We start from the raw sequence: 24888 nt of genomic DNA, 5'->3' as shown, positions 1-24888 counted from the left end.
CAGCCCCACATAAATACACTGTTTTTAGAACAATGTGCTTAGGTCATACCTGTATTGCACCATTTTAATCATATAGTTATTAATTCAAATTTAAAGCATTTAAGTAAACATTTTAAGATGAAAGATATCAAATCAATAATTACTGGTTTATCCAATAAAGAAGTACAAATTTTCCTGGATGACTCACAAGAGAATTTGAGAGTAACAGGAAATACAGCGGCTCTTACAGCGGAAGATAAAATCGATATTTCAACCAATAAAGAGCGACTTATTGCCTTACTTAAAAACAGCAAAAATAGTATGGAATCGACCTTTGAGGGGATTTCGCCTGTTCCGGTATCTGAAAGTTATGAGTTATCTGCAGGACAACGTCGTCTTTGGACCCTAAGCCAATTTGACGGAGGTTCAGTTGTATACAATATGCCCATGAGTACAACGCTAAAGGGAAGTTATGATATGGAGTACTTTCAAAAAGCAATTGCAGCCACTGTAAACCGTCACGAGATATTACGCACTACATTTAAAATGGACGAAAACGGTGAGGTAAGACAATATGTGCAACCGGCAGCTGATTTAAATTTAAAACTATCCTATATTGATTTCAGAAATGATATTGATAAAGAAGCGAGTGTTGCCCGTTATATCGCCGAAGATTCTTTTGTACCATTTGATTTGGAAACGGGACCTTTATTCCGTGTGAGTTTATTACAAATAGAAGATGCGACTTATGTTTTCTATTATAATATGCATCATATTATAAGCGATGGATGGTCGATGAATGTATTATCAAAAGATGTATTTACATTTTATGAGTCATTTGTAAATGGTAAAGTTCCTTCACTTGCGCCCCTTAATATTCAATATAAAGATTATGCAAATTGGCAGGCCTTACAAATAAATACAACTGCATCTACTAAAGACAAAGCTTATTGGCTGGAGAATCTTGGAGGAGAATTACCTATATTAGATCTTCCGTCAGAGAAACGCCGACCTTCTGTAAAAACACATAGAGGACGCAACTTGAGAACTTATATTTCGGGAGAAATAACGGAGATGCTTCAACGTTTTACAAAAGAAAATAACAGCAGTACTTTTATTAGTTTACTAACCACTATCAACATTCTTTTTCATAAATATACTTCGGACACAGATATTATTATAGGAAGTCCGGTGGCAGGTCGTAATCATGCAGATCTGGAAGATCAGATTGGTTTTTACGTAAATACACTTGCATTACGCAATACAGTAAATGCGGAGGAGAATTTTATATCAATCTATCAGCGAATCAAAGAACAGACACTTGAATCGTTTAATCATCAAATGTATCCTTTTGATAGTTTGGCAGAAAACTTAAATATCAAAAGAGATGCAGGCAGAAGCACTGTATTTGATGTTTTATTAGTACTTCAAAATACAGCTGTTATTAATGAGTCTCCTGAAATATCTTTATCCATAAAGGATGCAATTCTTGATTTAGGAGAAACAGTTTCAAAAGTAGATATAGAACTTAATTTCCAGGAAGTTGGAGGACAACTGATTTTTGATGTTATTTATAATACAGAAGTGTATGAATACCACATGATCGAAGGATTAATGAGGCATTATAAACGAATTTTAGAAGGTGTATTATCTCAGCCGGAAACTCCTATTGGTCAATTAACTTATATCAGTAAAGAAGAAGAAAAAGAATTACTGGAGGACTTTAACGCTACGGCAACCAATTATCCTACAGATATAACAATTGTAGATTTGATTGAAACACAAGTAGCCCATAATCCGGAAGGAATTGCTTTAGCTTATGAGGGAGAAGAGATGACCTTTGCGGCATTAAATGCAAAAGCAAATCAGGTTGCACATTATTTGCGCAGTATCAATATTACAACAGAGTCTATTGTTGGCCTTTGTATGGAACGTTCTTTTGAGATGGTCATTGGAATGTTGGGAATTATGAAATCCGGCGGAGCTTACGTTCCTATTGATCCGCATTATCCAACTGAAAGAATCGATTATATTATTGAGGATACAAAGGCAAAAGTTGTACTTGTAAATGCCAATAGTTTGAATATGATTGATTTACCGGAAACGATTACCGTACTTAATCTTGACAAACATGATTTAGTATTGGGAGACCAGTCAGCAGCTAATCTTGATGTCGCAATACCGGTTTCAAATGCAGCGTATGTAATTTATACCTCCGGATCTACAGGAAATCCTAAAGGAGTTGTTAATGAGCAAAGAGGTTTGGTTAACCGTTTATTATGGGCTAAAGAATATTATAACTTAACCAATAATGATGTATTGATACAAAAAACTACTTTTTGTTTTGATGTATCGGTATGGGAGTTTTTTCTGCCTATGTTATCGGGCTGTAAATTAGTAATTCCAAAACCGGAAGGACATAAGGATAGTGATTATTTAAGATCGTTAATTGCGACACATAAAGTTACAATGATTCACTTTGTACCTTCTATGTTAAGTGCTTTCTTATTGGATATAGATGTTGCTAAATGTACCAGTTTAAAAAATGTAGTATGTAGCGGAGAAGCTTTAAAAATAAATCAGGTAGAAGATTTTCAAAGCGTATTGCCGAATGTTATATTAAGTAATTTATATGGACCTACAGAAGCTTCTATTGATGTTACGAGCTGGATAGTTCCTTTTAAAGCACTAGATTTAAAACGTGTTACGATAGGGGTACCGGTAGCCAATACTCAGATTTACATTTTGGATAACGAAATGAATATTCAGCCTAAAGGTGTTACGGGAGAATTATATATAGGAGGGATTCAGGTTGCGAGAGGATACATCAATCTTCCTGAAATCAATGCGTATCGATTTGTAAATAACCCATTTGGAGAAGGAAAATTATACAGAACCGGTGATAATGCAAAATGGCTTCAGGATGGAAATATAGAATACCTGGGCAGAGAAGACAGTCAGGTAAAAATTAGAGGTTACAGAATTGAATTAGGCGAAATGGACACCGTTATCAATAGTTGTCCATCGATACATCAGGGGGTTGTCATAGCCAGAGAAGATGCTTACGGAGTAAATGAATTAATTGCGTACATCGTTCTTAAAGAAGATAAAACAAAAGACGATGTGATTGCCTACTTAAAAGAACATATTCCTAATTATATGATTCCCGGAATTATGGTAGAGCTGGATGAAATGCCATTAACATCTAATGGTAAAGTAAATAGAAAGGCATTACCGGATCCTGTTTTCAGTAGAGCACATGAATATGTTGCTCCGGGTACAGCATTAGAGGAAACATTGGTTGCGATCTGGCAGGATTTATTGAATGCAGAGCAAGTTGGGGTTACGGATAATTTCTTTGAACTGGGAGGACATTCTCTATTAGCAGTTCGATTAATATCAGCCATCAAGAAAGCACTAAATGTTGGTGTTACTATTACCAATGTATTCAGTAATCCTACGATTTCAGCTTTAGCTTCATTTATAGAAGTGCAGGATGATACTGTAGCACTTCCTTTGATTATTAAACAAGAACTACCTGAAGCTATTCCGTTATCTTATGCTCAGGAACGTTTGTGGTTTATAGACAAGTTAAAAGGAAGTGAGCATTACCATATGCCTACCGTATTAAACCTGAAAGGAGATCTTAATACAGCATATCTTTCACGCGCTTTAAAAACCATTGTCGAGCGTCATGAGGCTTTGCGAACAGTATATATTGAAAAAGACGGTATTGCGTATCAGGAATTGCAATCTTCTGATCGTTGGGAGCTTAGTATTTTGAATTCTGTTGAGGATCGTAAAACATTCATATCCGAAGAAGTGAGCAGGGCTTTTGATCTTTCTAAAGATTATATGCTTCGTGCAACGGTGATCAGGATATCAGATCAGGAACATATTTTAGTATTGGTGCGTCATCATATCGCCACAGATGGATGGTCTGAATCACTTATTGTCAATGAATTTAAAACATTATATGCTTCGTATCAATCAGGAACAGAAGCCGTATTACCAGTTCTTAGTTTTCAATATACAGACTACTCGGTTTGGCAGCGTTCTCAGGTCACAGGAGATTACTTGTCAGAGAAGTTAGATTACTGGCAAAATAAATTAGCAGGTGTTGCACCTTCTGCACTTCCTACGGATTATGTAAGACCTGCAGTTCAGAGCAGCCGCGGAGATTATGTTAATTTTAGATTAGACAGCGATCGTAGTAATGCTTTACGAGCTTATGCCAAAGAAGAAGGCGTGACCTTGTTTATGTTATTGTTGAGTGTTTACAAAGTATTGTTATACCGCTACAGTGGTCAATCCGATATTTGTGTTGGAACTACCGTTTCCAATCGTCCGCAGCAGGAATTAGAATCCATGATTGGTTTCTTTGTCAATACACTGGCACTGCGAAGCGACTTGTCCGGTAATCCATCTTTTAATGAAGTTTTAAAATCAGTTAAGCAAACCACTCTGGAAGCTTATGATCACATCGCTGTTCCGTTTGAAAAAGTAGTGGACCGCGTAGAGAATACACGAGACAAAAGCAGAAGTTCGTTGTTTCAGGTATTGTTTGTTTTAAACAACAATCCGGATGCTAAAATTGCGGAGTTCAGCGATATTACCATTGAATCAGTGTCAATGGATTATGATATTTCGAAGTTTGACCTTACTATTTTTGCAGAAGACAGCCCTGAAGGCATTCAGTTTTCATTCAACTATTGCAGTGATTTGTTCCGTTCATCAACAATATCATCCCTGAGATCACATTATGAGAATCTGCTAAATACTATTTTAGCTGACAGTACTTTATCAATAGGCAATCTGGCAATGTTAAGCCAGGAAGAAGAGCATGCCTTAATCACAGATTATAATACACTTGGCTATACACTATCTGGCGAAGGAACGGTCTTGTCTCTTTTTGAGGAACAGGTAACAAAAAATCCGGATGCCGTTGCATTTGTTTATAATGACAGCCGTATGACCTACAAAGAGCTGGATGAAGCTTCAACGCGATTGGCCTATTATTACCAACAGACTTACGACCTGAAGCAAAACGATCTGATGGGTATCATGATGGATACCTCAAACTGGTCATTCCTTGGTATTCTTTCGATTTTAAAATCAGGAGCAGGTTATGTTCCAATAGATGCTTCTTTGCCAAAAGAACGTCAGCAATATATGCTGGAAGAAGCAAAAGTAAAATGCCTTCTTATAGCCTCGGAGAGTTTATTTGATGTTATTGAGTTTTCGGTTCCGGTGTTTTCTATTGATATTCAGTTTGCAGATATTGCGGCATTGCCAGAAGATGTTACTTTTTCATCATTGGCCACAGAAGATACCACAGCTTATGTAATATATACTTCGGGAACAACAGGACATCCAAAAGGAGTTCAGGTGAGCCACAAGAATCTGGTAGATTATTATCAGGGATTAGAGGCTAAGATTTCAATTAGTGCAAACAAAAGTTTCGGATTAATGTCTTCACTTTCTGCTGATTTAGGCAATACGGTATTGTACGGTTCTTTATTGAGTGGTGGATGTTTGCATTTATTCAACAAAGAAACTTTAATGGATGGGGTTAAATTACAATCTTATTTCAACACACACCAGATTGATTGTATCAAAATTGTACCAAGCCACTGGCAGGCATTACGCATCGATACAGAATTGTTATTGCCAACACGTACCTTAATATTTGGAGGAGATGTGTTGCAGGTATCGTATATAAAAGAAATAGCGTCACAAAATCCAAACGTAGCTATCGTGAACCATTATGGTCCTACTGAGAGTACAATCGGAAAGTTATTGCATAAAGTAGATCCTGATTTTGATTATGTTACCATTCCGGTTGGGAAATTATTCTCAGAGAGTGAAGCCTATATTGTAAGCAGCGATATGTCGTTATGCCCAATTGGAGTTTCAGGAGAATTATTATTGGGAGGATCAGGAATTTCAAAAGGCTATTTGAATCGTGAAGATTTAACGAAAGAGAAGTTTATCGCCAATCCATTTTCAGAAGGAAAGAGTTTGGTTTTATACAAAACCGGAGATTTAGTACGCAGGAATTCACTGGGAGAAATAGAATTTTTAGGACGCGTTGACGATCAGGTTAAAATACGCGGTTATCGTGTAGAATTAAAAGAAATCAGTCGCGTGATACAAGGGTACTCCGGTATTGTACAAAGCGAAGTTTTGTTTAAGGAAGACAGTACGGGCGTGAAACGTTTAGTGAGTTATCTGGTTGCAGAAGAGGGTTATTCAGAGTCTGAGTTAAAATCTTACCTTTCAGGACTTGTTCCGGATTATATGGTTCCACAGGCGTATGTTGTACTGGATCAGATGCCGTTAACCTCAAACGGAAAAATAGACAGAAAAGCATTGCCGGATCCTGAAGTTAATAATGAGCGTGAATATGTAGCCGCTACTACAAAAACAGAAGAAACATTGGTTGCGATCTGGCAGGATTTATTAAATATAGAACAAATTGGAGTTACGGATGATTTCTTTGAACTGGGAGGACATTCTCTATTAGCAGTTCGTTTATTGTCGGCTATTAAGAGTACAATGAATGTAGCTGTTACGATTACAGACATATTCGATCATACTAATATTTCAGCATTAGCTTCTTTTATAGAAATACAAGATGCTGGTTCAGTACTTCCTTTGGTAAGCAAACAAGATTTACCAAATGACATTCCGTTATCTTATGCCCAGGAGCGTCTGTGGTTTATAGACAAGTTAAAAGGGAGTGAGCATTATCATGTACCTACATTGTTAAACCTGAAAGGAGATCTTAATACAGCATATCTTTCACGCGCTTTAAAAACAATTATAGAGCGTCATGAAGCGCTTCGTACTATATATGTAGAAAAAGACGGTATTGCGTATCAGGAATTGCAATGTTCTGATCGTTGGGAGCTTAGTATTTTGAATTCTGTTGAGGATCATGAAGCATTGATAGCCAAAGAAGTCAACAAAGCCTTTGACCTTTCAAAAGATTATATGCTTCGTGCTACAGTAATCAAAGTATCAGACAATGAGCATATTCTATTATTGGTGCGTCATCATATCGCCACAGATGGATGGTCTTCATCAATTATTGTCAATGAATTTAAAACATTATATGCTTCGTATCAATCAGGAACAGAAGCCGTATTACCAGTTCTTAGTTTTCAATATACAGACTACTCGGTTTGGCAGCGTTCTCAGGTCACAGGAGATTATTTGTCAGAGAAGTTAGATTACTGGCAAAATAAATTAGCAGGTGTTGCACCTTCTGCACTTCCTACGGATTATGTAAGACCTTCAGTTCAGAGCAGCCGCGGAGATCATGTTAATTTTAGATTAGACAGCGATCGTAGTAATGCTTTACGAGCTTATGCCAAAGAAGAAGGCGTGACCTTGTTTATGTTATTGTTGAGTGTTTACAAAGTATTGTTATACCGCTACAGTGGTCAATCCGATATTTGTGTTGGAACTACCGTTTCCAATCGTCCGCAGCAGGAATTAGAATCCATGATTGGTTTCTTTGTCAATACACTGGCACTGCGAAGCGACTTGTCCGGTAATCCATCTTTTAGTGAAGTTTTAAAATCAGTTAAGCAAACCACTCTGGAAGCTTATGATCACATCGCTGTTCCGTTTGAAAAAGTAGTGGACCGCGTAGAGAATACACGAGACAAAAGCAGAAGTTCGTTGTTTCAGGTATTGTTTGTTTTAAACAACAATCCGGATGCTAAAATTGCGGAGTTCAGCGATATTACCATTGAATCAGTGTCAATGGATTATGATATTTCGAAGTTTGACCTTACTATTTTTGCAGAAGACAGCCCTGAAGGCATTCAGTTTTCATTCAACTATTGCAGTGATTTGTTCCGTTCATCAACAATATCATCCCTGAGATCACATTATGAGAATCTTCTGGATACTATTTTAGCCGACAGTACTTTATCAATAGGCAATCTGGCAATGTTAAGCCAGGAAGAAGAGCATGCCTTAATCACAGATTATAATACACTTGGCTATACACTATCTGGCGAAGGAACGGTCTTGTCTCTTTTTGAGGAACAGGTAACAAAAAATCCGGATGCCGTTGCATTTGTTTATAATGACAGCCGTATGACCTACAAAGAGCTGGATGAAGCTTCAACGCGATTGGCCTATTATTACCAACAGACTTACGACCTGAAGCAAAATGATCTGATGGGTATCATGATGGATACCTCAAACTGGTCATTCCTTGGTATTCTTTCGATTTTAAAATCAGGAGCAGGTTATGTTCCAATAGATGCTTCTTTGCCAAAAGAACGTCAGCAATATATGCTGGAAGAAGCAAAAGTAAAATGCCTTCTTATAGCTTCGGAGAGTTTATTTGATGTTATTGAGTTTTCGGTTCCGGTGTTTTCTATTGATATTCAGTTTGCAGATATTGCGGCATTGCCAGAGGATGTTACTTTTTCATCATTGGCCACAGAAGATACCACAGCTTATGTAATATATACTTCGGGAACAACAGGACATCCAAAAGGAGTTCAGGTGAGCCACAAGAATCTGGTAGATTATTATCAGGGATTAGAGGCTAAGATTTCAATTAGTGCAAACAAAAGTTTCGGATTAATGTCTTCACTTTCTGCTGATTTAGGCAATACGGTATTGTACGGTTCTTTATTGAGTGGTGGATGTTTGCATTTATTCAACAAAGAAACTTTAATGGATGGGGTTAAATTACAATCTTATTTCAACACACACCAGATTGATTGTATCAAAATTGTACCAAGCCACTGGCAGGCATTACGCATCGATACAGAATTGTTATTGCCAACACGTACCTTAATATTTGGAGGAGATGTGTTGCCGGTATCGTATATAAAAGAAATAGCGTCACAAAATCCAAACGTAGCTATCGTGAACCATTATGGTCCTACTGAGAGTACAATCGGAAAGTTATTGCATAAAGTAGATCCTGATTTTGATTATGTTACCATTCCGGTTGGGAAATTATTCTCAGAGAGTGAAGCCTATATTGTAAGCAGCGATATGTCGTTATGCCCAATTGGAGTTTCAGGAGAATTATTATTGGGAGGATCAGGAATTTCAAAAGGCTATTTGAATCGTGAAGATTTAACGAAAGAGAAGTTTATCGCCAATCCATTTTCAGAAGGAAAGAGTTTGGTTTTATACAAAACCGGAGATTTAGTACGCAGGAATTCACTGGGAGAAATAGAATTTTTAGGACGCGTTGACGATCAGGTTAAAATACGCGGTTATCGTGTAGAATTAAAAGAAATCAGTCGCGTGATACAAGGGTACTCCGGTATTGTACAAAGCGAAGTTTTGTTTAAGGAAGACAGTACGGGCGTGAAACGTTTAGTGAGTTATCTGGTTGCAGAAGAGGGTTATTCAGAGTCTGAGTTAAAATCTTACCTTTCAGGACTTGTTCCGGATTATATGGTTCCACAGGCGTATGTTGTACTGGATCAGATGCCGTTAACCTCAAATGGAAAAATAGACAGAAAAGCATTGCCGGATCCTGAAGTTAATAATGAGCGTGAATATGTAGCCGCTACTACAAAAGTAGAAGAAGCTTTGGTTACAATTTGGGAAAATTTACTAAATGTAGGGCATATTGGGGTTACTGATAATTTCTTTGAGCTTGGTGGTGATTCTATTATAGTAATTCAGGTAGTAAGCAGAGCAAAGAAAAAAGGCTATCAAATCCAGGTGCAAGACTTATTTGATTATCAAACGATAGCTGAATTGGCTGTGGCCGTTGAAAAAAACAGCGAAAAATTAAATACTGCAGAACAAGGACTTTTAGAAGGTGAAGTGTCATTGTCTCCAATTCAACATTGGTTTTTTGAGCGAGAAGATGAATCACTATCACATTTTAATCAGGCAGTACTTTTAAGTATAGATAAAAAGGTCGCCAAAGAACAATTGGAAAAAACAGTAAACTTAATTGCAAAACGTCACGATTCGCTTAGGTTTAGATACACAAAAGAGATCGTACAGCAACAGGTAGAATGGAAACAATTTTATGGAGAATCTGCCAATTTGTACAGAACAGAAACGATAACAGAAGAAAAAAATACCGCAGCAGCTATTACGGCCATTTGTGTAAAATACCAAGAATCTTTTGATATAGAAAAAGGGGATTTAGCACGATTTATTCTTATCGAAACGCCGGATTCTGAAGAATATAACAGACTCTTTATGGTCTCACATCACCTGGCAGTAGATGGTGTTTCATGGAGGTTTATCATCGATGATTTAGAAACTTTATTAACAGATGAAAACGTAGATGAAACGTTGTACTTAGGAAATAAAAACAATTCGTTCAGAGATTGGATCAATAAGTTGAAAAACTTTGCAGAGACAGAAGAAATAGAATCTCAATTAGACTATTGGCAACAAATTAATTTTGAATATGTGCCACTTCCAACAGATTTTTCGGCAAACCAACCAACAAGGGAAACTAAAAGAACTCAGGAAGGAATTCTAAACCAGGAGTATACCAAATATTTATTAAAAGAAGCAAATACGGCGTATAGTACAGAGATTAATGATTTGATGTTGAGTGCGTTACAAATGACCTTTGAAGATGTTTTCGATACACAACAATTAGCATTAGGTTTTGAAGGTCACGGAAGAGAAAATATAGTTACAGACATAGATCTTGCCGGTACTACAGGATGGTTTACCAATAAATATCCTGTGATTTTATCAAGAGATGGCGCAAAGACTGAAGGCGACATCATTAAATTTGTAAAAGAAGCATTACGTAAAATTCCGACTAAAGGAATGGGATATGGTTGTTTACGTTATCTACATTCCTCTAAAGAAATACGCAATTCATTAAAAGATTGCGGATGGGATGTGGTTTTTAACTATTTAGGGCAAATTGATAATGTATTGAACAAAAATACATTCTTTTCATCGGCACCGGAAAATTCTGGAGCTCATATAAGTGCTGCTTCATTATTAGAAGAAAAATTTATTGTAAAAGCAATTATTATCAACAATGAACTTAGAATTTCCTGGGATTATTCAGAAGAACGCTATCGTCCTGAAACAGTCAAAAAGCTGGCTAATAAATTCATAGAAAATTTAACTCAGCTTATAGAACATTGTATCAATAAAGAAGTAAGGGAAGTAACCCCTTCGGATTTTGGATTGAGTGATGCATTAGATTTCAAGGAATTTGATGCCTTATTTGAATCAGCAGTTCAGGAAGATGCTCAGGACGAGAGCATGTTCAGGTTCTAAGAACTGCAAATTTTACCTCAGCAATATATTATTTACTTAATACAAAACATATGAAATTACCTGTATCCTATCACCAGCAAAGGATGTGGTTTATAGATCATTTTGAAAGAGACTATCTCTATGAAGGAGGACCTGTTTATCACAATATACCATTGAGTTTAACCATAGAAAAAGAAATAAGTACCCAAGAGATCTACCGTGCTTTTACACAATTAATAAACCGTCATGATATCCTGAGAACTAAAATAATAAGAGAAGGTGATCAAATATTTCAATTGCTCACAACTCCCGAAGACACTATAATTAGCACACTTCTTAAAGAGATACCTGAGCTTAAGGAAAATCAGGAAGAATTGCGGAAAGTATCTTTTGATTTTGAAAATGAATTATTGGTAAAAGCCTTTTTTGAGCGTCTGGAAAATCATACAAGAATACTCTTTATATTCCATCATGCCATTGTAGATCGCTACAGTCTTACGATTCTTAAGGACGATTTTTTAAGTTTTATAGACAGTCCGGAAGATCAATTAGGATTTACCATGCAGTACAAAGAATTTTCAGAGTGGGAACAGAATGTTGATCCTTACGAAACAGAAACTTTGGTTGCTTATTGGAGAAAAAAATTGACCAACATACAAGTATTGTATCTTCCTACTGATTCAGAAAGAATACCGATTCATGTTTATAACGCAGGAACAAGTGCTTTTTCTTTTAGCAAAGACAGTATTCAATCTTTGGCCGCTATTAATGGTACGACATCACAAATAGTCACATTGGCTACTTATAAAATGGTTTTGGCAAAATTTTCAGGACTCTCTGATATCGTGATAGGAACACTTATGAATATGCGAAATCATCTTACGGAATCAACTGTTGGAGCGATAGAAAACTTAGTTGTATTACAGAGTCTTCTTAAAGAAAACACTACACTTTCTGATGCTTGCACGGTTGTCGCTAAAACATGGGAAACAGCACATGACAATAAGGAAATTCCTTTTGATAAACTGGTTGTAGAAATCAATCCTAAAAAGGATATGAGCAGAACCGCATTATTTGATGTGTTATATCTATATGATACTTATAATGCTGTTGCAGAAGAACAAGAGGAACCTTTAGAATATAAAAATCAAGGATTAGGAAAATACGATCTTAATCTTTTGGTCCAGGAGAAAGAGACCACATTTGATTTTATACTCACCTATAATACCCTCTATTTTAAACCTGAGACTATCACATCTTTTTTAGAAAGTATAGAAGATATTCTAAAAACACCTACAGAACATGAAGATACATTAATAGGTATTGCCGTATTCTGATTACAATTATAGAACGCAAAGTATTATTACATAACATTAAGGAGTGATTACGCTACTACTAGAAAAGATATTTTAAAATCATGGAAAAATTCATAAAAAATTTAAAAGGCCTTGGATTTCAACTTAAAATTAATGGACAGGATTTAATCTTATTAGGAAAAGAAGGAAAACTTACACCTGCTGATATTAAGACCATTACAGATCGTCCTGATATTACTTCTTTTATCAAAGAAAATAAGGCAGATATTATTACCTATTTAAAGAAAGAAGATTTTAAACTTGACAGAAAAAATATTTCTTCCATGTACGGGTTAAGCCCCGTGCAGGAAGGTATCCTTTTTCATAGCACTTATTTATATAACACTGAATCAAAGGAAAACACAACCTATCATACACAGTTTGACGTTAGTTTTTCATCAAACCTAGATATAACCCTGTTTAAAAAAGCGTGGGAATATGTAATTAATAACCATACAATACTTAGAACCGGATTTATATATGATAAAATAAATATTCCTATTCAATTTGTAAATAAAGAAGTAGCAGTTCCGTTGCGATTCCTTGATTTGACAAACCATACAGATCAGGAAAAAGAAGCAACCTTTAAAACACTTAAAGACCAGGATCGATTTGAAGATTTTAGTTTTACAAACCCGCCATTAATGCGTATCACGATTGCTAAGTTTGGTGAGGAAGCATTTAAAATGATCTGGACAAAACACCACGTATTATGGGATGGCTGGTCCGGACAAGTAATTATTCAGGAAGTTATAAAAGCCTATACCAATTTAATGCATGGAGCTCCTCTTGAGGCACAGCGAGAAGATAAGTACGAAGATTTTATCAATTATATCAAATCAATAGATGCCTTTGAAGAAAAAGCATTTTGGCAATCTTATATGCAGGATTTTACGGAGCCTTCATTATTGCCTTTTTGTAAAGCAGCGCATGAGCGTAATAAAGGAAAAGGAAAATACGAACGTATTACCATTGATTTTGACGAGCCATTGACTCAAAAAATAAATGATTTTTCGAAATCACAACATGTTACACCCAATACATTAACACAAGCAGTATGGGCTGTTTTATTATCAAAGTATACTGGTCTTAAAGATATTGTATATGGTGTTACGGTTTCCGGACGTCCGGCTGATTTAAATTATGACAGTAAAGTGGGGTTATATATCAACACCATTCCTTTAAGAGCTAAAATTGACAAGAATCAAACCATAACAGATTTTTTAGCAATGCTGCAAAAAACAGCTGTAGCAGCAAGAAATTTCCAACATACATCCCTGAGTAAAATCCAACAGTGGAATGAAATTAAAGGAGATTGTTTTGATTCTTTACTATCTTTTACAAACTATCCGTCTAAAAGTGGCGACAGTAAGCAAAAGCCTGTTTTAGAAATAGAAAGCGTGAATGTAAAAGAGAATAACAACTATTTGCTTTCAATTCAGCCAATGCTAAAGGATAAACTTATTATCGATTTTACCTTTAACAGTTCTATCATGGATGCGGCATTTGTGCAAATGATTACAGAACATTTCAGAACAGCAATATGTCAAATAGTAGACGAGAAATTTACAAAAATAGGAGATTTCAATATGCTTGGAGCAGAAGAAATACTTATGCTTACAAAGACATACAACGCTTCAGAAGTGGGTTATCCATCAGATAAAAATATGGTTGAAATTTTTGAAGAAAAAGTAATAGCAAACCCAAATGCTATTGCATTATCTATTGATGGAGAAGAGATGACCTATCAAGTATTGAATGAAAATGCAAATCAGTTATCAAGATATCTAAAAGAACAGGGCGTTGGACCGGAAAAAATGGTAGCAATGTGCATCAACCGTTCTTTTGAAATGATTATCGGAATACTTGGAATCTTAAAAGCAGGAGGAGCTTACGTTCCTATTGATCCTGAATATCCGGCGGACCGTATTAATTTTATTCTTAATGATATCGATTCAAATATTATACTCACAAGTACAAAAAGCAGTAAAGCTATACAACTGGAAGATCATACTCAGCAAGTAAATTTAGATCAGGCAGATACCTTCTTTTCTGGCTATGCTACAACAAACCTGGCCTTAGATTTACCATTATCAAATCTTGCTTATGTAATTTATACTTCGGGAACAACAGGAGTTCCTAAAGGCGTAATGATCGAGCATGGCAATGTAGTAAGGCTTTTCTTTACGGACCAGCCATTGTTTGATTTTAGTGAAAAAGATGTATGGTGTTTATTCCATTCTTATTCCTTTGATTTTTCGGTCTGGGAAATATTTGGAGCATTATTATATGGAGGCAAACTGGTGATTGTTCCGGAACTCGTAGCTAAAGACACTAAAGCCTTTGCCGATTTATTATCAGAACAAAAAGTAACAGTTTTGAATCAGACACCCTCTGCATTTAATGCTTTACAAGAACAGGTTACCGATAAAAGTCAGCAACTGGATGTGCGCTATGTGATATTTGGAGGAGAAGCACTTACTCCGGGAGTCCTTAAACCGTGGGCAGCTCAATATCCGGATTGTGCCCTTATTAATATGTACGGCATAACAGAAACAACGGTACACGTAACGTTTAAAAAAATTGGTGCCCGCGAAATCAGTCTTAATGTAAGTGATATAGGAAGACCTATACCAACGATGAGTTGTTACATACTCGATGAAAACTTTGATTTAGTCCCTATGGGAGTTACCGGCGAGTTATACGTTTCTGGTGCAGGAGTTTCAAGAGGTTATTTAAATCGTCCGGAACTTTCAAAAGAACGTTTTATGACCAATCCGTTTAATCCTGAAGAACGTTTATATAAAACCGGAGATGTCGCAAAACGACTTTCTAGCGGAGATATTGAGTATTTAGGAAGAAATGATAAACAAATCAAAATTAGAGGATTTAGAATAGAACTTGGAGAAGTAGAAGCAGCATTAAACATTTGTCCATATGCAAATCAAGCCGCTGTTATTGTTCACGAGGATCAATTTTACTCTAAAGAATTAGTTGCATATGTAGTTCTTAAAGAGGAGTATACATTAGACAATTTCAAAGAATATCTTTCAGAAAGCCTGCCTAATTATATGGTACCTACGATATGTATTGCTCTTGATGAAATGCCACTGACATCTAACGGAAAAGTAAACAAAAAAGCCTTGCCAAAAGTAGCAACACAGGGAACAGATGCAAACGGATATGTAGCTCCACGCAATAGTAATGAAGAAAAACTGGTAACGATCTGGAAAGAAATTTTAGATAGGGAACGCATAGGAGTTCGGGACAATTTCTTTGAGTTTGGCGGACACAGTCTTAAGCTTACAAGACTCATTACCCGATATCATAAAGAGTACGGAATCAAATTAGAATTGAGAGATTTATTTATTAATAAAACAATTGAAGAGCATTGTACTTTATTATTTGACGAAGCTACTGAGATTACCATTGAAAAAATAGAACCGGTAGCACAACAGGCTAATTATCCACTTTCAAGCGGTCAGTATCGCATGTGGATTTTGAGCCAGTCCGAAGAAAGTAATATTTCATACAATATGCCTGCGAATCTTGTTTTAGAAGGATATGATATTTTACTTTTAAAGAAAGCCATTAATGCCGTTATAGAACGTCATGAAACTTTGCGAACCGTATTTAAAGAAGATCAAAATGCTGAAGTAAGACAATGGATACGTACCGCTCCGGAAATTGATTTTAAAATTCAGGAATTAGATTTTAGAGCAGAGAAAAACATTGAAAGTACAGTAGCAGCTTATATGGCAAAAGATGCATTACAGCCATTTCGCCTTGATGAAGGACCGTTGTTAAGAATTGCATTATTGCAAATTTCAGATAGTGATTATGTCTTTTATTATAATATGCATCACATTATTGGTGATGGAGTTTCAAAAAACATTTTAAAACGAGATGTTTTAACTTTCTACAATGCATATAAAAACAATAGAACAGCTTCACTTCCGGCTTTAGATATTCAATATAAAGATTTTGCAGCATGGCAAAAACAACAATTGGAAAATAATGCTTTTGATCATCATAAACAATATTGGTTAAAAACACTATCTGGGGACAGAGCCTTACTAGACTTACCAAGTCAAAAACCGAGACCAAAAGTAAAAACAAGTAATGGAGAGACATTAAGAACCTTAATTTCAGATACTGATACAAAAAAATTGGAAGCATACTGTAAAGCAAATAACGCAACCTTATTTACAGGGGTGTTGACTGTCTGGAATATTTTATTTCATAGATATACAAATCAAAAAGATATTTTAATAGGAACGCCAATTGCCGGAAGAGATCATGTAGATCTGGAAAACCAAATTGGACTTTACTTTAATAATATGGTGGTGCGTAATCAAATGAATTCTGAAGAGAATCTTGATCAGGCATTTAAAAAAGTAAGAGATGTAATGTTTGAAAACACAAAACATCAAATGTATCCTTTTGATAATCTACTGGATGATCTAAAGATAAAAGGCGATACCAGCCGTAATCCTCTTTATGATGTGATGCTTTCCTACCATAATACCGGAGAAAACAACATGAAATTACAGTTTACGCCAGAAGAAATTGAAGAAATTGTGGTTCAGGACGAAAGAGGAGCAAAACTGGATATGCTTATTAATTTTAAAGAAATAGGTAACTATTTATACTTTGATATTAATTACAATAAAGATGTATATAATCAAAGCTGCATTAAAGGTTTGATGAATAATTTTAAAAATTTACTGGCACAGTTACTAGATAATACTCACGAGAAAATAGGTGATGTTGATTTCCAAAAAGAAACCAAACAAAACTTACGAAATCTGAATGTCAATAAATTTAAACTGGTCAAAAAATAAAACCTTGTATATCGTACACTTTTCAAATCGTACACTGCTCAAAGCACATCTTGCAATTAAAATATTTCTAACAGTAACAGTATAAAAACTGTATTTAAAAAATAAGATCATGATTAATAGCATACAAAAATTAAAGAATATCAAAGCTCAAAAAGTAACCGATGCCGCAAGTGTAGAATACGCTGTACTGCCTGGTGAAGCCGAATTTCCTCTGGTAATTAAACCTGCAACAGTAGGAATGCAATTGAATGACTGGGTGGCTCAAAACAGACAGGTTTTTGAAGAGAAAGTGAATAAATATGGCGCCATACTTTTTAGAGGATTTCATATCAATACTGTTGAAAAATTCGAAAACTTTAGCAGATTATACGCAGATACACCTCTTGAATATAACTTGAGATCATCACCTCGATATGCCGTTGGAAAAAATGTTTACCACACTACTACATATCCTAAAGAATACCATATTGAGATGCATAGCGAAAGTTCCTATGCTCCGGTTCACCCAAGTAATATTGTTTTTTGCTGCATAGATCCGGCAGACCAACAAGGAGAAACTCCAATAGCCGATAATAAAATTGTATTGCAATCTTTAAGCGAAAAAACAAGAAATAAGTTTTTTGAAAAAGGAGTACGATATGTTAGAAACCTCAACGAAGCATACGGTTTGTCCTGGAAAGAAGTTTTTCAGACAGAAAACAAAAAAGAGGTAGAAGCAACTTGCGACGAACAGGGAATTTCGTATGAGTGGAAAAGCGATACCAACTTAGTCCTAACATGGAATAAAAAAGCGATATGGGAACATCCGGTTACAGGAGAGCAAATATGGTTCAATCATGCCTATTTCTTTAATAAATATGCACTTGAAGCATCCTTTTTTGACCTTGTAAAAACAGAAGATGAACTTCCTAATAATACCTTTTTTGGAGATGGAACTGAGATTTCTAAAGAAGAAATAGAAGAAATAAGAGCAGCCTATCAAAAAGCAACAGTTGTATTTCCCTGGGAAAAAGGAGATGTATTATTCCTGGACAATATGCTGATGTCCCACGGAAGAAATCCTTATGAAGGCACGAGACAGATCATAGCATCATTGTTTTAATAAACAACACGATACAACCAAAAACAGAAAACTGTTCCTGCTATTTTAGAACAGTTAAAACTTAATTAATCAGATACTAATGTAATGGAAAAAGAAGCAATAAATAACCTTGAAGGATATCAACTTTCTATAAATCAAATGAACTTATGGAGTGTAGCCAAAAATAACATGCAGGATTATTATAATCAGGTGGTTATTGATTTAGGAAGTAGAGTGACTATAGAAAAGTTACAACGTGGATTAGCACATGTTGTAAGTAAAAATGAAACCTTATTATTTAAAATAAGTTTGACTCCAAATGCTGTCTTCCCCGTGCAAATAGTATCTGAAGCAAAAAAAATAGAAATAGTAGAACGTACTGTTCAAACGCTGGATGAAGTTACTGTTGCAGAAAGTGCTCAGGAATGTTTAGGATATAGCTATGAAGCGTTAAAAGATCAACCTGTACGTTTTTGCCTGCTTAAAGATTTAAACGGAAATCAAGTCTTGGTAGCACGTTTGTTTTCATTTTGGGCAGATAGTTACAGTGCTGTTTTTTTATCTAATGAACTTTCAAAAGCGATTCAGGACGAAACTATATATCAACAAGAAGAAAGAGAAGTTGTAGAGTATCAGGATTTTTCGGCCTGGCAACAGCAGTTGTTCAGCGATCCGGAAGAAGAAGGCGTTAATTTCTGGAAAAATTATACAATAGATTTAACTAAAGATATTGTACCCTTTAAAAATAAAACAAACGCTGTATTTGCACCTCAAAGAAAGTCCGTTTGTGTTATTGAAAACGATGAATACAACAATTTAAAAGCGAAATCTGTTCAGCAGGATTGTTCAGTTGAGCATTTACTTTTATCTCAGTATGCAAGTTATTTGTCCAGATTTGATGAGGATTCATTTACGCTTGGATATCTACCCTATAAAAGATATTATAATGAATTAGAAAATACCTTTGGTTTAGTAGCAAAAACGCTTCCTGTTGATCTTAAAGATCTATCACTATTGTCTGAAAAAGAGATTGGGGCATTTTTTAAGAAATCACTAGAAGAAATCGGAATGTGGTCAGATTATTTTTATGTGAACAGAATTCACGATAATGAAGCAACCGATGCAACAATTTTTAAATACGTTTATGAGTTTTTAGAGGTAAATAAAAAAGCTTTATCAAGTGATTTAAAAATACGGGATTTATACAGTGTTACAGATGTTTTTGAACTCAAACTAAGTGCATTTGATTATGGAGACAAACTGGTATTAGATTTATATTATGATACCGCTTGCTACTCTGATGAAGTTATCACTTTAATAACAGCACAACTTAATGCTGCATTTACAAATCAAAATGATGTTGTAGCTGGACAGGCGATTATAGATGCTTCAAATAACACAGAACAAAAGTATGAACCTTTTAATTCCGTTATTACAATTTTTGAGCAACAAGTATTATTACAGGCAAATAATACAGCTTTATTTTATAATGATTTATCAATCTCATATAAAGAATTAGACGAAAAATCAAATCAGTTTGCTCAATATTTAATTCAGCAATATGGTATTCAAAAAGGAGATGCTGTTGCTGTTTTACTAGACCGCACACCAGATTTTATAATTAGTGTTTTGGGGATTCTTAAAGCAGGAGCATACTACATCCCTATGGATACAGCTTATCCTAAAGATCGTATAAAATTCATTCTGGAAGATGCTGCCTGTACTATTTTGATAAGTACGGCAACTATTACATCAGCTGAAGCTTTTTCTAATGTAACAGTTCTTAATCCCGCTAAGGAGAACATTTTTGAATTGGATATAACTACACCATTATTCAATGAAGTATATCCGGAAGATATTGCGTATTGTATCTACACTTCAGGATCTACAGGAAACCCAAAAGGATGCCTGATCAGCCATGCGAATCTTTTAAACTACATACAATGGTCAAATGCATACTATTTTACGGATGCTGAAACAGGAAATTGGGGATTGATTACTTCTGTTTCGTTTGATTTGACTATCACATCGCTATTTACAAGTTTAACAAGAGGTAAAAAATTATGGATAGGATCTGATGCAAAAGCAATCAATGATTTACTTACAGAAAGTTTTACAAATCCGGAGATTGATACCTTAAAATTGACACCCTCGCACCTTTCGTTATTGAAGGAATTAAATATCCAAAAAACAAACGTAAAAATAATTATAGTTGGAGGCGAGCAGCTGACTCAAAGTCAATTGCAAAATGTGTGGAATATCGATAGCAGTATCCGTATATTTAATGAATATGGACCAACGGAAACAACTGTTGGATGTATCGTAAAAGAAATGACTGCCAGACAATCTCAGGTATGTATCGGCAAACCTATTGCAAATACCGTTATATCTATTGTAGATGCTGAAGGAAATCCTTGCGATGTTGGAAGATACGGAGAAATTATTATTGCCGGTGCCGGAGTTGCCAAAGGATATTTGAATCGTCCCGAACTTAATAACGAACGATTTATTACTACAAAAAATGGCCCATCTTACAGAACCGGAGATATTGCCAGATGGATGGACAATGGAGAAATAATCTACAAACAGAGAAAAGACGATCAGGTAAAAATAAGAGGTTATAGAATAGAGCTAAGTGAAATAGAACAACAACTCATACTTCATAATAACATTAACCAGGCTGTTGCTTTGGTTGATAATAGAAATGACGATAAAAAAGAGCTTGTTGCTTATGTTGTTTATTCTCAAAAAGAAGATATAAAAGAGATTAAGAGATATCTGGGGCAAAAATTGCCGGAATACATGATACCTTCTGTTATTATTGAGGTAGATACTATTCCACTGACAGTAAATGGTAAAGTCGATAAAAAATATTTACTGAGATTAAATACAGGAGCATTGGCACGTGCTGCATATATCGCTCCTGTAGATGAGTTTGAAAAGCAAATTACAACAATTTGGGAAGAAATACTTCAGGTAGATAACGTAGGAACACAAGATGATTTTTTAGAATTAGGAGGTCATAGTCTTAAAGCAATACAACTCATTAATCAATATCATAAAGTTTTTAATGTAAAACCGGGATTAAAAGAAATCTTTGCGAATACTACCATAAAGGCACATGCAGATTTGATTAAAAATGCAGAAGTTACAACACATACTTCAATACAAAAAATTCCGGATGCAGAAGATTATTCAGTTTCAGCCGGACAACGCAGATTATGGGTTTTAAGCGAAATTACTGGAAATACTGCCCTATACAATATGCCTTCCCGACTAACCTTAAAAGGCACGTATGATGTAGCGTATTTTTCAAAAGCAATAGAAGCTGTTATAGACAGACATGAAGCTTTAAGAACCACTTTTAAAGTAAATAAGGAGGGGGAAGTAAGACAGGTTGTAAAAACAACAGAAGAACTGGACTTCACTGTAAACTATATCGATTACAGATTTGATCTGCATCAGGACAAAAATGTAGAGGCATACCTAAAAGAAGATGCATATGCACCATTTGATCTGAAAAATGGACCATTAGTAAGAGCCAGCATATTACAGCTTTCAGATGATGAATATGTATTTTATTACAATATACACCATATTATTTGTGATGGTTGGTCAATAGATGTTCTTGCAAAAGATGTATTTGCTTTATATGAGTATTATTTAGAAGGTAAACTAAGTGAATTATCAACATTAAAGATTCAATATAGAGATTACGCTGCATGGCAACAAAATGAACTACAGCAAGAACAAAATAACGGACATAAAAAGTATTGGCTAAAAAGCTTAGCAGGAGAACTTCCTACTTTAGATTTACCGTATCAAAAAGCAAGACCACCCATTAAAACTTATGCTGGTAATAGTCTTAAAACCTATATCTCATCTGATCTTACTAACCGTCTTAGAAAATATGGACAAAATCAAGGAGGAAGTTTATTTATAGGATTATTAGCTGTCTGGAATGTTTTATTTCATAAATACACGGCGGAGAAGGATCTAATAATAGGAACACCTGTTGCTGGTAGAGATCATGCTGATTTAAACGATCAGATTGGATTTTATCTCAACATGCTCCCGTTAAGAAATACGATAGACGCAGAAGAAAGTTTTAAATCTTTTTATAATACCGTAAAAGAGAAGACAATCCAGTCCTACGAACATCAAATGTATCCTTTTGATTCTTTGGTAGACGATCTTGATATACGAAACGATACTAGCAAAAGCGTCATATTTGATGTTATGCTGGTGCTGCAAAACATAAGAGATGTTGTCGAAAATACGAATCTTGATCCTGGCGCTTTTACTGCCATAGAAGATAACGGGTATAAAGTTGCAAAGTTCGATATGGATATTGCTTTTCAGGAACAGGGAGATTATCTGTCGTTTAATATTACTTACAATACGGATATATATGCCAAAGAATCTGTAAGTCGTATCATAAAACACTACAAGCAATTGTTGGAAATAATTTTAGAAAATCCAGATAAAAAAATAAAAGATATAGAGTATGTCCCTAAGGAAGAAATAGACGAAATTATTTTCGATTTTAATGACAGTGCAAGGTCATATCCTACCGATAAAACAGTAATTGATTTATTTATTTCTCAAGTATTGAAAACTCCTGAAAATAAAGCGTTATCCTTTAAAGATCAAAACTATACCTATCAGGAACTGGATACTCTTTCGAGTCAATTTGCTAATTGCCTGAAAGAAGATTTCAAGGTGTCTAAAGGAGATTTTGTAGGCGTACAATTAGAAAGAGATGCTGCAGTAATTATAGCTGTTTTAGGAATTATGAAAGCTGGCGCTGTATATATTCCAATAGATACCGCTTTTCCGGAATCTCGTAAATCCTATATTTATGAAGACACCAAAATTAAATTACTCATTACAGATCAATCTACTGTAACTGTTCAGGACAATTACAATGGAGTTGTATTTGATATTGTGAATGATTTTAAAGCGGCAAATTATAGAGAAGCATTAGAAGATGTAAAGCTAACGCCAAATGATTTAGCTTATATCATCTATACTTCTGGTTCGACAGGAAATCCAAAAGGGGTTAAAATTGGACATCAATCGTTGATGAATTTTCTGTACAGCATACAACAAAAACCAGGAGTTAGCGCAAATGATGTATTATTTTCGGTTACAACTTATTCTTTTGATATTTCGATTTTAGAGTTTTTTGTACCGCTATTATCAGGAGCTACTTTATATATGGCAAGTAAAGATGTTTTATCAGATCCTAATTTAATTATTAAAAAAATAGAAGAGATACAACCTACGATCATTCAGGCTACTCCCAGTTTTTATCAAATGTTGTTCAACGCCGATTGGAAGGGCAATAAAGGATTAAAAGTACTGTGTGGAGGTGATTTATTAACTGAATCATTAGCAGAAAAATTAATCAATAATAATTTAGAGGTTTGGAATATGTATGGACCAACAGAAACTACTATTTGGTCCAGTGTAAAAAAAATAGAACATCCGGGAGAATCATCCAACATAGGAAAGCCAATAAATAATACACAATTTTATATTCTGGATGATTTGTTAAGACCTAAACCAATAGGTATACCTGGAGCTCTTTATATTTCGGGGGATGGATTGTCAAAAGGATATTTGAACAGATCAGAACTTACAGCACAAAAATTTATAGAACATCCTTATAAAAAAGGAGAACTTCTTTATGAAACGGGTGACTTCGGAAAATGGCTCCCTGATGGGAATATTGAATTTCTGGGCAGGCAAGATGACCAGGTAAAAATTTCCGGATATCGAATAGAACTTGGGGAAGTAGGGCATGCTTTGATGTCACATCATCAAATTAAGGAAGCAATTGTAGTTGCAGATACAGATGAGTTTAATAGTAAAAGCTTAAAAGCTTATATCGTAACTACAGAAACATTATCGCTGGAGCAGCTAAGAACATTCCTTAAGAATAGAATACCGTATTACAGTATTCCTTCAGAGTTTATTGCTTTAAAACAATTACCGCTTACCATAAACGGAAAAATTGACAAAAAAAGGTTAAAAAATGTATCAGGAATTAAGATCACCAGTGAAAAGGAATACGTAGCACCAGAAACTCAAAAAGAAAAAGTAATCATACAGATTATAGCAACCGAGTTAAGGATAGAAGCAAGTACAATAAGTATACTCGATAATTTCTTTGATATGGGAGCAAACTCAATAAAGATTTTTAAAATATTGAATGAAATCAATAAAGAATTAGGCATAGATGTCAGGATAGTTTCCCTATTCGAAAACCCGAACGTTGAGGAGTTTGTTCAATATCTAAACACAGTTGAATCTCCAGAGGAAAATAATATAGAAGAACCGGAAGATATCTCTGAGGCATTAGATGAATTTATAAATTTAATTTAAT

Annotated in this window: 5 protein-coding genes; all 5 read left to right on the top strand. The window is 35.0% G+C overall.

From position 1 onward, the window contains the following. Positions 1-117 precede the first annotated feature (117 nt). The 5 genes from ACQY44_RS19615 to ACQY44_RS19595 all read left to right on the top strand — a co-directional run bounded on the left by ACQY44_RS19615 (position 118) and on the right by ACQY44_RS19595 (position 24887). Positions 118-11238 (top strand): amino acid adenylation domain-containing protein, encoded by an 11121-nt coding sequence (locus tag ACQY44_RS19615; RefSeq protein ID WP_428231986.1) that lies wholly within the window; start codon positions 118-120, stop codon positions 11236-11238. A gap of 50 nt (positions 11239-11288) precedes the next feature. Then, the gene (locus ACQY44_RS19610) at positions 11289-12554 is read left to right on the top strand and encodes a condensation domain-containing protein (RefSeq protein ID WP_428231985.1); all 1266 of its coding nucleotides are present in this window, start codon (positions 11289-11291) and stop codon (positions 12552-12554) included. An 80-nt stretch (positions 12555-12634) separates the two neighbouring features. Next, a complete protein-coding gene (locus ACQY44_RS19605) occupies positions 12635-17416 on the top strand; it encodes an amino acid adenylation domain-containing protein (RefSeq protein WP_428231984.1) in 4782 nt (1593 codons plus the stop codon). A 109-nt stretch (positions 17417-17525) separates the two neighbouring features. Further along, the gene (locus ACQY44_RS19600; protein WP_428231983.1) at positions 17526-18518 is read left to right on the top strand and encodes a TauD/TfdA family dioxygenase; all 993 of its coding nucleotides are present in this window, start codon (positions 17526-17528) and stop codon (positions 18516-18518) included. Between the two features lie 84 nt (positions 18519-18602). Further along, complete coding sequence (locus ACQY44_RS19595; protein ID WP_428231982.1) at positions 18603-24887, top strand: amino acid adenylation domain-containing protein; 6285 nt, start codon at positions 18603-18605, stop codon at positions 24885-24887. Position 24888: the final 1 nt, after the last annotated feature.

Origin of the sequence: Flavobacterium sp., from assembly GCF_965277525.1 — a bacterium.
GTDB lineage: Bacteria > Bacteroidota > Bacteroidia > Flavobacteriales > Flavobacteriaceae > Flavobacterium.
The sequence above is the reverse complement of the archived record's forward strand: the minus strand, read 5'-3'. Positions and strand labels throughout refer to the sequence as shown.

Bases quoted from the DNA above. Each gene is read 5' to 3' on its own strand.
- ACQY44_RS19615 (WP_428231986.1), top strand. From the start codon at position 118: ATGAAAGATATCAAATCAATAATTACTGGTTTATCCAATAAAGAAGTA.
- ACQY44_RS19610 (WP_428231985.1), top strand. From the start codon at position 11,289: ATGAAATTACCTGTATCCTATCACCAGCAAAGGATGTGGTTTATAGAT.
- ACQY44_RS19605 (WP_428231984.1), top strand. From the start codon at position 12,635: ATGGAAAAATTCATAAAAAATTTAAAAGGCCTTGGATTTCAACTTAAA.
- ACQY44_RS19600 (WP_428231983.1), top strand. From the start codon at position 17,526: ATGATTAATAGCATACAAAAATTAAAGAATATCAAAGCTCAAAAAGTA.
- ACQY44_RS19595 (WP_428231982.1), top strand. From the start codon at position 18,603: ATGGAAAAAGAAGCAATAAATAACCTTGAAGGATATCAACTTTCTATA.